Consider the following 12,903-nt stretch of genomic DNA (forward strand, 5'->3'; position numbering starts at 1 on the left):
ACGAAGGGGCCCACGCGCCGCAGCTCCACCCTGGGCAGGGCGCGCAGCACCCGCGACTCGCCCACCAGCTCCGTCGGCTTCGCGGTCCACAGGGCCGCGACGCCGCGCTCCACCGAAGGGTCCACGCGCGCCGCCACTGATGACTCCTTCCCCATGCTCGATTCTCCTGGCCGGGCGCCCCGTGTCGTGGAGCCCGGATGCCGGATGCTAGTATCACCCGGCCTTCTCCTCGCGCATCCCCCCGGACCCATGGCACGAGCCTCCGCCGCACTCCCGGTCGAACCGTCCCTCGCCCTGCCCAGGGCCTTCTGGAAGCGCTTCGCCCGCGAGCACTGGGACGTGGGGCCCACCCTCTTCCCCAGCCTGTTCCCCCGCCACTTTCCATCGCCCGCCGAAATCTTCGAGGCGCTGGTGGACGTGGGCACGCGCTACCGCCAGGGCGAGGTGATGCTGCCGGTGCGCTTCTACGTGGAGCACGAGGCCACGGCGGAGGGACCGCCGGAGGTCTTCGCGGCCGTGGCGATGTCGCGCTACCTGCCCCTGGCGGAAGACGGCGACGTCGACGGGTACGCGCGGCGGATGGAGCACCTGCTCCACGGACGCAGGTTCGGGCTGGTGCTGAGCAACACGCAGAGCCACCACTGGAGCCACTGGCTCCAGATGCGCACCTTCCTGTCCGGCGTCCACGGCGCGCTCGGCGTGCCGCTGGGAGGCGCGGACTCCGCGCTGTTCCTGGGCAACTACCGACACACGCCCTTCGGCATCCACAAGGATGACCTGCACGTCTTCTACTTCGTCATCCGGGGACGTCGACGGATGAGCTTCTGGCCGCTGGAGGCGATGCTCTCCAGACCGGAGGTGGCGCCGCACGCGGACCCGGGGCTGAAGGACCGGCCACATGGCGTGGTGCTGCGCGACGCGGAGGACACACGTCAGGTGATGGCGCAGGCGAGCTTCCTGGAGGCCGGCGCGGGCGACATCATGTACTGGCCCTCGTCGTACTGGCACCGCTCGGAGCCGAGCGAGGGCCTCACCATCGCCGCCTCGCTGGGCTTCAACTTCCGCGCGCCCATGTTCCTGGACCGCGCGCCCGAGCAGCCGTGGCCGCAGCGGCTGCCTCACGGGGAGCTGCCCCGAGTCGAGGGTTGGGCGCTGCCGAAGTCGGTGCGCGACGCGCTCGGCAAGCAGGGGCGTGGACAGGGCTTGCGCACGACGCGCAACACGCTCACCGAGGGCTGGGTGCGCTTCCTCACCAACGGCGCTCTGGATGGGCCGCCTCCGGAGGCGCGGGGGCTCGCGCCGCTCACGCCCGAGGACACGGTGGTGGGCAGCTCCGAGCGTCCCATCGTCACCGTGCCGCTGGAGGGCGGGCAGGTGGTGGTGGCGGCCAATGGATATTCGCGGACGCTGCGCCCTTCGCCGGTGGCGCGGCGGCGGCTCGAGGCGCTGACGGAGACGCTGAGCTCTGGCAGGCCGGTGTCGGTGGGGACGCTGGAGGAGGACTTCTTCCGGCGACTGCCGCCGCGTGCGTTTCCTCGCGCGGGGGTGCGCTCGCTGCTGGATGAGCTGGCGCGGTGGCGCGCGGTGTGGCGCCACGAGCCCGTGCGTCGGCGCTGACGGCTCAGCCTCCCGGCGGAGGGAGGACCAGGGTGGGCGTGCCGCAGCCCTCCGCCGAGGGGAAGAAGGCCAGGTCCGAGCCCACGCCGCGCAGGGAGCGGAACGTCTCGAGCACGGGCAGCTCCAGCTCCAGCGGCTCCACGCGGTGCACGCGGCGACCGTCGCGGACCTCCCAGCCTCCCGCGATGAGCGACACGGTGCCGGGCGTGGGCATGGTGGAGAAGTTCTCCACGCGCGCCACCAGCTCCGTGTAGTCGGCGGGCAGTGCGTCCTCGCGCGGCAGGACGCAGAAGTTGAGGGCCGTGGGCGTGGCGGGGTGCACGAGGTCGCGGAGCCCTCGGCCTCCAGGTTCGACGCCGAGGCGCGCGGCCGTCTCCTCCGAGTGGAGGAAGCCCACGAGGCGCCCCTCGTCGACGAGGCGCAGGACGCGGGTGGGCCGGCCTTCGTCATCGAGCTGACGGCGCTGGAGGCCGCACGGGTCCAGCGGGTCGTCCTCCACGGTCAGGATGGACGGGAAGAGCTTGCGGCCCACGGCGCGCACGAGCGCGGGCGTCGCGGTGGCGATGTCTCCTCGCAACAGCCAGGCGAGCCCCGCGACGAGCGGCGCCGCGACCAGGGGCCGCAGCACGAGCGGGAGCGCGCGGTCCGCTGGCTTCGCGGGTCCTTCGAGCGCGGCCACGGCGTCGGCCAGCCGGGCGCGGATGGGCTCGAGGTCGCCCTTCCCCTTCGAGGCCTCCCAAGAAAGGGGCACGGCGTCCACCACCGCGCCGCGAGCGGTCTCGCAGCGCAGGAAGGCGACCTCCTGATGGGTCCGACGGAACGCCTCGAAGCCGTCGCTTCGCACGGACAAGGCGCCCGTGCATTCCTGCTTCACCACCAGGGCCTGCACGACGACGCCGGGGGGCAGCACGTCCTTCACCATGCGTTCGGCGCACCGGCGGGCGCGAGAGAAGTCCGTCGCCCCGCGCCATGCGTCCGTGGGCAGCGGGGATCCTGACGACGGTGTCGTGGGGAAGACCCCGGTCGACCCCGTGCGAGCCTTCTCCTCCGCGGACAGCAACACCTGCTCCAGGGTCGCCCGGTCATGCACGCACTCGATGGCGGTGCCCACGGCCTCCCCGAGCCAGACCCGGGCCGAGACGGTGAGCGCACCACCGGAGCTGCTGGAGAAGGTCTTCGAGGCGACGTCGTAGTCCAGCGACAGGTTGTCGTACGACAGCAGGTAGAGCTCCACGCCCCGCCAGCCACGCTCGCGTCCCAGACGGTCCATCACCTCCCGCGCCAGGACACTCCAGTCCTGGGGCGACAGGCCGCCCGTGTAGACCAGGCTGGCGTCTTCCAACCCCGCGTCCTCGTCATGCTCCGACATGCAGACTCCCGACTCGCATCACTCGGCACATCCGAAACCTGACGACCTGCCCACCGTCATCACGGGATGAAGCCCATCATGAATCAACCGGCGGGACCGAGACAGATGCATCACGGAAGTCCGCCACGGCCCTCGACCGGAGGCCCCGCGCACCACGAAGCACGCTCTCCGTGGAGATCGGCTCCCATCGGAGCCCACGGGACTGACCGAGCCAGTCTCATCGCGGGAACCTGGCGGGAGTCCATCGCCGTTCTCGACCCGACACCTTGCTCGCCACGAAGCGCGCGAGCGGCGGAGGCCGGCTCCTATCGGAGCCCGAGGGCCAGACCGAGACAGGCTCGTCGCAGAGACCTGTCCGAAGTCCGTCGCGGCCTCAACCCGATGAACTGCGCACCGCGAAGCGCCCCGGCCTCAGGGGCTCGCAGGCTCCCATCAGAATCAGTCGGCGCGCGCCATCGCGCATGACCGAGGGCCCTCTCCCTGGGGCCGTCGTGCCCCTCGGCCTGAGACCCACCCACCGCGAAGCACCCTGTCGACACAGGCTGGCGGGCCTCATCGGAATCAATCGGTGCACCCAGACAGGCTCGAGGCCGAAGCCGCCCGGAGGTCATGCTCGACATCTTCGCGGCGCGTGCGCGCGGGTGGGGTCTCGGTCCAGCAGCGCGCAGCGTGGTACAACCCGGAGGGACGCGTTCCCTCGCGCGCCCCCGACGCTGACACAAGGAGCCCTCGTCTTGGATTGGTTCGTGGAGCGGCGCGAAGTCTCCGACGTGCTCCACCTCCGCTCCGGCACACGGATTCTGCCCGCGACCTTCGAGCGTGGCGCCTGTGTCCGCAAAGGTCCCCCGAGCCACGGTGAATACACGTGGACGGAGTTGTCTCGTGGAACACCCGCTCCGGGGCTCCTCCCGTCCGAAGTGCTCGAACGGGCACGTGCGCCGCTCGCCGAGACCTCCAGACTCTCGGAGGGCGCCGCGCTTCGTGAGGACGTGGTGCGAAGGCTCGTGGACGTCGCACGCGCGGCCGGGGCGCTCCATCTCGAGGTGACGCTGCGCGAGGTGGACCGCTGGACGCTCCACGCTCAGCCCGAGCGGATGGTGGAGGACCACACGCGCCATGCCTTGCTGGAGGTGAAGGCGTTCCATGGCGAGGCCGGCGGTCCCCGGTTCGATGCGTGGCGCTGCGTCACGCATCCCGACGCCGCGCGCCTCCATGCCGCCCTGCCCTCGCTGGAAGCGTGGGTGGACACGCTGGTGCGTGAGCTCCGGGAGACAACTCCCGCCGTGCCGTGCCCCGACGAAGCGCTGCCCGTGCTCTTCCCTCCGGGCGCGGCGTCCGCGTGCTTCTTCCATGAGGTCTGCGGCCATCCCCTCGAGGGCGATGTCGTCGCGCGCGGCGGCTCCTTCCTCGCGCGCAGCCTGGGACAGCGCGTGGCCGAGCCCTTCGTCCACGTGTCCGACGACCCCACGGATGCGCAAGGCGCGCTCGGCTTCACGTGGGATGACGAGGGGCACGCCGCGCGCGCGGTGCCCCTGCTGCGTGGAGGCATCGTCACCTCGCCCATGCTGGATGCGCGCAGCGCCCGCGCGCTCGGCCTGGAGCCCAACGGTCATGGCCGGCGCGTGGACTTCCGTCACCCGCCCCTGCCGCGCATGGCGCACACCCGCGTGGAGCCGCATGAAGGCGACCTGGCGTCACTCCTCGCGGACGTGGGCCACGGGCTGCTCGTGCAGCACCTCACGCCGCGGCACATGAACCTCCTGTCGGGGGACTTCAGCTTCCACCTCGTCGAGGCGCGCCTGGTGCGCGACGGGCGCGCGGGCCCTCGCGTGGGCCCCGGCGTCCTCTCCGGCAACGGGCTGACGGCGCTGGCCCACATCGATGCGGTGGGCGCCGACGCGCGCAACCTCTTCGCCACGCGAGGGTGCCGCAAGCTGGACCATGGCCCTCTGCCCGTGTCCTTCGGCCAGCCCTCGGTCCGCTTCCGCGAGCTGCGCGTGCGGCCCGGGACCTGAGCGGAGGCCCGAGGCGGGCACCTGCCGCCACGAGCTCGCTCCTCCAGCCGAGGACGCGAAACCTCGGGGCGAAGGCTCGCGTGGCCTACCGCCCTCCGGGCGCGAGCCTCACGGCCGCGGCATCCCCGCCGAGCAGGCGGAGACCAGGCGCCTCGAAGTCGGAGCGCGTGCTCGCGTGGCGTACCGCCGCCACACACGAACCCTCACGACCGAAGCATCCCCACGAAACGAACCGAGGACGGCTCCTCGACATCGGAGCGCGTCCTCGTGTCACGACCCAAAGGCCTCGGGGCCCTCGTCGCTACTCCGCCGGCGGCCCCTCGGGGTCGACAGGCTCCTCGGGCAGCTCCACGGGCGGAGGCGGGATGTAGCAGGTCCACGTGGGCTCCGGCTCCGGCGGAGGCGGGTCCTCGAGCCCACCACCGGGAGGCGGCTCCTCACCCGGCGGCATTGGAATCTGCCCGAAGGCCCGGTACACGCTCACCTCACCCGGACGCGGCTCCACGATGACCGGCGGAATCAGGTACGGCCGGGGCGGCGCCTCGGGGTCCGGCTCCGGCTCCGGCACGAAGGTGTCCACCAGGTTCACCGTCACCGGCTCCGTGGCGTTGGGCGGCAGCACCAGCGCGAAGTAGCCCAGGAAGCTCTCCGAGCCGGGCAGCACCATGAAGCCCATCGGCGACTGCCCCGGCAGCGGAGCCTCCTCCACCGGCGCCCAGTCGAGCGCGAAGAGCCGCCCCGCGGACGCCTCCGCGATGCTGGACACCGGCGTCTGGAACAGGTCCGCCAGGAAGCTCATGTCGTGCACGAACAGGAGCGCGACACCGCCCGTCTTCGTCGGGTCCAACAGGTCCGCGGGCGTCGTCGGCGTGCCCGCCTCCGTCATCGCCTGCGCCACCGCGTCCAGCGCGCCCGTGTTGCCCACGAGCACCGCGGCCTGGCCGTAGCACTGCGTGACGCTCGCCAGGATGGGGCGCACGTACGTCGTGGGGAAGTACGTCGTCGTCGGCATCGGGACGGGGAAGTCGGGGTTCGGCTCCACCGGCTCCTCGGGAGGCGTCGCGGACGCGAGATAGGCCGTCGTCTCACCCGACGGAGCCCCCACCACCGACCAGGTCCCTCCGAAGTCCGACGGCGCCGACACCAGCGCGCCGTCGCCCTCCGGTGACGACAGCGACACCTGCCCCCCCATGATGGCGGACAGGAAGGTGTACGGCCCCTCGAAGAGGCCGGGCAGCGCGTTGCCGGCCTCCTCCTCGGGCACCGTCATGAAGGCGACGAGGAACGCCTCCGGGTCGTAGAGCACGCCGGAGACGTTCGTCGTGCGCGCCGGCAGGTCGACGACGGGCGCGGTGTCCGGCGGGATGTTGACGGGCGCGTCGGAGCTGGAACACCCACCGGCGGCGGCGAAGAGCAGGAAGCTGGAGGCTAGGGAGCGGAGCTTCATCGCGGTCCTCGAAGGGCTCAGCGCGCCGGCAGCACGTGCTCGGCGGGAACCGTCGTCACGTGGCAGGCGTTGGCGCAGTTGCCAAAGGCGTTGGGGGGAGAGTTGAGCTCCTGGAACTGCAGGTCGAAGTACTCGGTGCCGTGCGTGCCCGGGTGGCAGCCCGCGCACGCGTTCATGCTCGGACGCAGCGTGCTCTCGCGCGTCAGGTGGCACAGGGTGCAGTCACCCTTGTTCTGCGCGTACTTCGGCGACGAGATGTGCAGCCGGTGGATGAAGTCCGACACGTGCCCCACCACGTCGTCGTGGTGACACACCTTGCACGTCTCCACGTGGTCCACCGAGACGCCGTGGTGCACGTTGCTCAGCGAGCCCACGCCGTTGTGGCACACCTGGCAGTTGCCGATGCGACCCGGGTACGAGGTCGGCGCGGCCTGGCCCACCTGGAAGAAGAACGGGTCCAACCGGTTGAGCCGCTCACCCTCGTAGTTGCGGTGCCCCTTGAGCAGGATGGCGTAGGTGCCGGGCTTCGCGTCCGGAGGCAGCGGCACCGCGTAGCGCGTCGTCGGACGCACCGCCATGCCACCCGCGACGGCCATGATGTCCGGCGGCACGTAGAACTGCGGCTCGCTCGCGGCCGGGTAGGCGAAGTAGTCCTTGGGCACGTAGTCCCCGTTGACCACCTTCAGGTTCTGCAGCGGACCCACGACCTTGAAGCCGGACTCGGACGCGCTGCTGTCACGCCACGTCAGCAGCATCTGCTCGTTGAAGTAGGCCAGGCCGTTGGAACCCTCCCCCAGGTAGTCGAAGTACGACGGCATGGAGTCGCGCGGGTGCAGGCCGTGGCCGTCGCCGTCCTGCAGCGACACCACGAAGTCCACCGTCTCACCGGCGTTGAAGAAGGTGCCGTTGGCGGGGCGCGACACCTGCACCTGCTGCTTGAGGCCGAAGCCGCACGGCGTGGGCACGTCCGTGGCCAGCCCGTCCGGCCCCAGCTGGTAGCACGTCGCGAGCCGCTCCGAGGAGGGCTGGAAGGTGACGGGGAAGAGGAACGGCTTGAGCGGCAGCTGGCTCCAGGTGAGGCGGATGACGCCCTCGCCGCGCAGGTCCGGCATGGTGAAGGACTTGAACGGGTTGGTGGAGTTGGCGAGCGACACCTTCACCGCCGTGGCGAACTCGAGCGCGTCGTAGCCCTCCGCCCGGCGCGGCGTCGGGTCTCCGGGGAACAGCGGGCGCTGCAGGCCCGTCACCGTGAAGCTGGCGCGGGTGCGGCCCGTGACGGCGCTCTCCGCGAGGAAGTCCCGGCGCGAGTAGGTGATGCTGGTGCGCACGTTGCCGTCCGCGTCCAGCACCTCCAGGAGGAACGTGTCGTCCGTGGCCAGCATCCACGCGGCGTTCTCGTAGAAGGTCTCGCGCAGGAACGTCTTCGGCTCCAGGCGCTTCCACGCGTCGCGCCCCGAGGACAGGCCGGACCAGTCCAGGTCCTTGAAGAGCGACTCCATCCGCATCCACGCGGCCGGCGTGCGCCTGTCGTTGGGGTCCTCGAAGCGCGCCAGCTCCACGTCCATCGCGGAGAACTCGCGCAGGAAGTACAGCTCCCCCGGCGTGACGATCATCCGGGCGAAGGGCTCCACCGGCTCGAAGGGATTCGTCTCCGAGGGGTAGCCGTTGTTCAGGTTGTAGCAGGTGGCGCCATAGTCCGGCAGGTTCAGGTCGCCCTTCGTCACGGGCTCACCCGTGGGAAGCATGGCGCAGCCCTTGTACCAGAGCAGGGACAGCGAGATGGCCCCGGAGGCGGAGCTCGAGTACGGGTCGAACGCTCGCGCACCACGGCCACGCGTACCTTCCACGTCGGACGTGTCGAGCAGGTTGCATCCCGAGGCAACCGCCAGCACCGGGAGCAGCAGGACGCACTTCTTGAAGGACAGGGTCATGAGATTCGAGTCCAGCGCGGCTCACCAGCGCAGGGCACGGTGACGTTCAGCGGAGGGCAAGGCGTGTATCCTACTTTCTCAGAAAGCGCCGCGCCAATTCATGGGCCCGTGGCGCGCTGCGTTGCCACGCCCTGGGTCTTGAGGAAGCGGTACACGGCGCGAAGGTCCTCCTCCTTCATGGAGGAGAAGGCGCGCCAGGGCATGGACAGCTTGTTGACCTGGCCCTTCTTGCTGGGGGCGGGGGCCAGGTCCTTGAAGGCGGTGAAGCGGGCGACGAAGGCGTCCTCGCTCAGGTCCTTGAGGATGGGCCCCTCCGGGAGCAGGGACGGCACGGGCTCCTCGCCCAGGGGCGTGGGGGCGGCGCGGCCTCCGGCGAAGGGCCTGGGCTCCTCGTCCGCGCTGGCGTGGCAGAAGGCGCACTGGGCGATGGTGGCCAGGTAGCGCCCCCGGGAGACGTCGTCCTGGGCGGGCTCGGCCACGGGTCCGGGCAGAGGGCCGGCCAGGTCCTTGATGTCCGCGAGCACCTCGGGCGCGAGCTGGGAGGGAGGCGTGGGGAGGGCCACGGCGGGCACGGTGCGCAGCCACGCGACGACGGCCTTCGCGTCACCGTCGGACAGGGTGGCGCGCCACTCCATGTACGGCATCATCGGGAAGAGCGTGCGGTCCCCCTGGCCGTAGCCCTCGCGCAGGGTGCGCAGCAGCTGGGCGTCGGTCCACCTGCCCACGCCGTGCACCGGGTCGGAGGTGATGTTGGGCGCGCACAGCGTGCCGGGGAGGTCCCACTCCGGGCCGAAGCACGCGCCGGCGAGCGGGGGACCCGACAGGGGTCCACCGAAGCGGCCCGTGTCGCGCCGCGTGTGACAGTCCACGCAGCCGAGCACCGACTCACCCAGGTAGCGGCCCCGCTCCACGAGCGCGGCCTGGGCGGACACGGGCTTGGGTGCGGGAGGCGCGGCGGGCTTCGCCTCGACGACGGCGGGCGGCGGCGGCTTGGGGGCCGCGTCCTTCTCACGGCAGCCGCTCACGGCGACCAGCAGCGCCACCACGGACACGCACCTCTCCCAGCTTCGGCCCCCGGCATTCACGTTCGAGCGACTCCTGTGGCTAATCCAATGCGGGCGCGTCCGGAGGACGGCCCAGGCGCAGGGCCGCGAGGGCCCGGCGGTATTCGATGGGGAGCCGGTCCGCCTTCACGGGGACCTCTCCGGAGAAGTCCAGCGGGTGCGCGCGCGGGCGCTGCCCCTCCGCGACGCGGCGGTCCTGCTCCAGGATGGCCGACTCCGACTTCACGAACAGCTCCGCGAAGTTGCGGATCCTCGGGTGGTACGAGGCGAAGTAGAAGCACTGCATCTTCTCCTCCGACCAGGGCGAGGCCACCGCGTAGACGGTGTGCGGATAGAAGAGCGTGGGCTTGAAGGTGAGCCGCGCGGTGAAGGGGAACGTCACCTCGTACGTGAGCGTGGTGCGGTCCACCCGGGGTGGAGCGCTCCCCACCGCGGGCGCCAGCGCCGGGTAGACAATCTGCGCGCGCAGCCCGTCCGGCAGCTTCTCCACGTCATACGCCGGCACCTCGGGCTGCTCCGGATTGCCGAACGTGCCCTCATGAACGAACGATAGGTGAGCCACGTCCAGGACGATTTCCACCATGCGTCCGGCGGACGTGTCCCAGTCCAGGCGGGGCAGCGGCACCGTGGCCACCGTCGCGCTGTCGGCCAGCTCCGGCCACTCGGGCAGCGGCGCCGCGGGCTCGGGCGAAAGACAGACCCAGATGAGCCCATGCCGCTGTGCGGCAAGGTAGCTGCTCACCCGGGCCCGCTCGGGGACGGGCGTCTGGGGTTGAGAGGGAATGCGGACACACGAGCCGCTCTGGGCGTATGTCCATCCATGGAACGCGCAGCGAAGTCCCTGGGGTGTGACAGTCCCGGCGGAGAGGTCTGCTCCGCGGTGCGCGCAGTAGCGTTGGGTGGCCGCGACACCGGAGGCGGTGCGCCAGAGGACCAGCTCCGTCTCCAGGAGCCGGGCGGCCAGGGGGCCTTCCCGAAGCTCATGGGCGTACGCCACCGGATGCCAGTACGGGACGAAGGTGTCCCGGTACGAGCGGACCTCGCCAGCCGTGCTCATGCCAGGGCGAGCGGGGCGATCTTGCTTTCAATCTCCTCGAGGAGGAAGTCGATCTCCTCTATCTCATCGAGCTTCTCGGGAGCAGCTGACACCGCCTCGGGAGCCTCGGAGGGATTCGGAGTGGATACCGCGTTCGCCGCTGTTTCGGATGGGGACTGAACCGCCTCTTCCGACGCCATGTGGGTGGCCTCCACTACGCAGGGGGAGGTGGATGCTCGGAGGAAGAGCGGGGGAATGTCAACCCACCGTGGGTTTCCACGCGTGTCACAACACCACTAGACTGCGGCCCTCCATGCCCCCTGCCCCCTCTGTCGTGCGCATCGTGGCCATGTTGTGTCTGATTCATGGCACGGCTCACGCGGAGCCCTGGAAGAAAGCCAGACCGGGCGTCACGACCGAGGCGCAGCTGCGCATGCTGTTCGGCGAGCCCGACGCGAGACGCCGCGAGGACGGCGCGCTGGTGCTCGACTATCAAGGGCAGTCCTCGCCAGCGGGGACGCAGCGCGCGCGCTTCACCGTCGATACACGCACGCGCAAGCTGCGGCGCATCGATGTCTTCCCCACCCGCGCGCCCACGCGCGCCGCGGTGGAGAAACAATTCGGCCCCGCGTGTCCCAAGACGGGCTGGAGCAAGAAGCCCTGCTACGTGGTGAAGGCCACGGCGGACACCTCGCTGTATTTCCATTATCCGTCGCGGGGCCTCGCGGTGTTCTTCGCCGGTGGCGACGTGCGCGCGCTGACGTATCAGAAGCCCGTGCGAGGCAAGCTCGCGCTCACCGCGAGCGTGGAGCCGCCGCCGGAGCTGTCCTCCGCCGGCACCGTGGACCCGGCGGAGGCAGGCGACACGGTGTCCGCCTCCGGCACCGCGTCCGAGGACGATACGGAGACGGCGGACGGCAACACGGTGGAGGCCTTCGCGGAGCCCGCCGCCGCCACGCAGCCCGCCGTGGCGAGCCTGGAGCTGGCGGTGCCCACCATCGAGGGCGAGACGGCGGCCCCGCGCCCCGCGCCGCCCATGGACGTGGACACGTCGCTGCGGCCGGTGGTGGTGGATGACGTGGCCGCGTCGGGCACGAGCATCGCCTCCGCGGCGGGAGGTCCCACCGCGGGGCCCCAGCCGGTGACGGAGGACGCCGTCGAGGAGGACCCGCTGCACCCCTCCGCGTTCCTCAAGGTGCCCGAGCTGCTCACGGTGGGCGGCTTCTATCTGCAGCGCGCGGAGGTGGCCGGGGCCAGGCGCGCGAGCACGTCGGCCACGGGAGTGGACCCGTTCTTCCCGGCGCTCCTGGACGTGTACCTGGACTTCAAGCCGTTCGACGGGCTGCGCAGCTTCGCGGTGGGCCGCATGGCGTACGACCCGCTGGACCCGGTGCTCTCCACGCCCGCGACGAGCCTGGACCGGCTGTGGATCTACTTCGGCCTGTTCGACCACGTCTTCATCACCGCGGGGCGGCAGCACATCAAGTGGGGCAGCTCGAAGATCTGGAACACCACCGACTTCCTGCGCGCGCGCAACCCGGACCCGCTGTTCCTCTACGACCTGAGGCCGGGCGTGGACATGGTGAAGGTCAACGTGCCGTGGGAGGAGATGGCGGCCAACCTGTGGCTCATCGGCACGGCGGACCTGTTGGACGAGGTGACGGCGGACGGGGACCGCGTGCGCTACGGCGGCGCGGTGCGCGCGGAGATGGCGCTGGGCACCAGCGAGCTGGCGGTCTCGGGCTCGTTCATGGAGGGCCGGCGGCCCCGCTACGGCGTGGATTACTCGATTGGCCTGGGGCGACTGGACTTCAACACCGAGATTGCGCTGGTGCACGGCGCGGACGTGGCCACGTGGGAGCGCTCGCAGGCGGGGGGCTTCCAGGTGCGGGCGCTCGACGGGCTCCAGGTGCAGGCCAGCGGCGGCGCGCAGGTGGAGCTGCGCGTGGCGGACACGTTCAAGACGGTGGTGCGGCTGGAGGGGTTCTACAACCAGCTGGGCAGCGACGACCGCGAGCTGCTGACGTGGGTGCAGGCGGTGGGTGACTTCCAGCCGCTCTACTTCGGCCGCTTCTACGGCATGGCGCAGGTGGCCGTCACCGCGCGCAACATCTACGAGCCCACGACGACGCTCACGGTGATGGGCAACGTGGGAGACCCGTCCTACGTGGCGCGCCTGGACATCAATGCCTCCCGGCTGCGCGACGTGACGGTCGCCGCCTACGTGGAAGTTCCTTTTGGAGAGCGCGGCGGCGAGTTCCGCTTCCAGCCCGACGCCAGCATCGCCCCCAGCGCGCCGGTGGACATGGGCCTGTTCCGCGCCGGCATCAACGTTCGACTCCGGCTCTGAGAGCACAGACTTCACGATGACCGCTCACGACGATTCCGCCCCGACCTCCCCCGGTCCGCACGGACGGAAGGCTC

Annotated in this window: 9 protein-coding genes; 3 read left to right on the plus strand and 6 right to left on the minus strand. The window is 71.0% G+C overall.

Going from position 1 to position 12,903, the window contains the following annotated elements; all coding sequences use genetic code 11:
* Positions 1-249: 249 nt before the first annotated feature.
* On the plus strand, positions 250-1,617 hold the full coding sequence (locus FL311_RS07740) for a cupin-like domain-containing protein (RefSeq protein WP_141324292.1): 1,368 nt from the start codon (positions 250-252) through the stop codon (positions 1,615-1,617).
* A gap of 4 nt (positions 1,618-1,621) precedes the next feature.
* Here the strand turns inward: FL311_RS07740 and FL311_RS07745 are convergent, their stop codons facing one another.
* Positions 1,622-2,986 carry a metallopeptidase TldD-related protein gene (locus tag FL311_RS07745; protein WP_141324293.1) on the minus strand — a complete coding sequence of 455 codons (1,365 nt, stop codon included), beginning with the start codon at positions 2,984-2,986 and terminating at the stop codon, positions 1,622-1,624.
* Positions 2,987-3,990: 1,004 nt separating this feature from the next.
* Between FL311_RS07745 and FL311_RS07750 the strand changes: the two genes are divergently transcribed.
* Complete coding sequence (locus tag FL311_RS07750; protein WP_228556740.1) at positions 3,991-5,001, plus strand: TldD/PmbA family protein; 1,011 nt, start codon at positions 3,991-3,993, stop codon at positions 4,999-5,001.
* Positions 5,002-5,302: 301 nt separating this feature from the next.
* On the opposite strand, the gene FL311_RS07755 is transcribed toward FL311_RS07750, so the two are convergent.
* The 5 genes from FL311_RS07755 to FL311_RS07775 all read right to left on the minus strand — a co-directional run bounded on the left by FL311_RS07755 (position 5,303) and on the right by FL311_RS07775 (position 10,679).
* Positions 5,303-6,448: a hypothetical protein gene (locus tag FL311_RS07755; RefSeq protein ID WP_228556741.1), complete on the minus strand. Its 1,146-nt coding sequence runs from the start codon at positions 6,446-6,448 to the stop codon at positions 5,303-5,305.
* 17 nt (positions 6,449-6,465) lie between these two features.
* The gene (locus tag FL311_RS07760) at positions 6,466-8,379 is read right to left on the minus strand and encodes a hypothetical protein (RefSeq protein ID WP_141324295.1); all 1,914 of its coding nucleotides are present in this window, start codon (positions 8,377-8,379) and stop codon (positions 6,466-6,468) included.
* Between the two features lie 98 nt (positions 8,380-8,477).
* Positions 8,478-9,431: a c-type cytochrome gene (locus tag FL311_RS07765; RefSeq protein ID WP_228556742.1), complete on the minus strand. Its 954-nt coding sequence runs from the start codon at positions 9,429-9,431 to the stop codon at positions 8,478-8,480.
* A 52-nt stretch (positions 9,432-9,483) separates the two neighbouring features.
* Positions 9,484-10,500, minus strand: a complete 1,017-nt coding sequence (locus FL311_RS07770) for an aromatic ring-hydroxylating dioxygenase subunit alpha (RefSeq protein ID WP_141324297.1) — start codon at positions 10,498-10,500, stop codon at positions 9,484-9,486.
* Entirely contained in the window at positions 10,497-10,679 is a 183-nt protein-coding gene (locus FL311_RS07775; RefSeq protein ID WP_046711779.1) for a Xan family putative trans-acting RiPP leader peptide, read from the minus strand. Before FL311_RS07775 ends, FL311_RS07770 begins: the two co-directional genes overlap by 4 nt.
* A 113-nt stretch (positions 10,680-10,792) precedes the next feature.
* Between FL311_RS07775 and FL311_RS07780 the strand changes: the two genes are divergently transcribed.
* Entirely contained in the window at positions 10,793-12,829 is a 2,037-nt protein-coding gene (locus tag FL311_RS07780) for a hypothetical protein (protein WP_141324298.1), read from the plus strand.
* Positions 12,830-12,903: the final 74 nt, after the last annotated feature.

It is taken from the genome of Myxococcus sp. AB025B (assembly GCF_006518215.1).
Lineage (GTDB): Bacteria > Myxococcota > Myxococcia > Myxococcales > Myxococcaceae > Myxococcus > Myxococcus fulvus.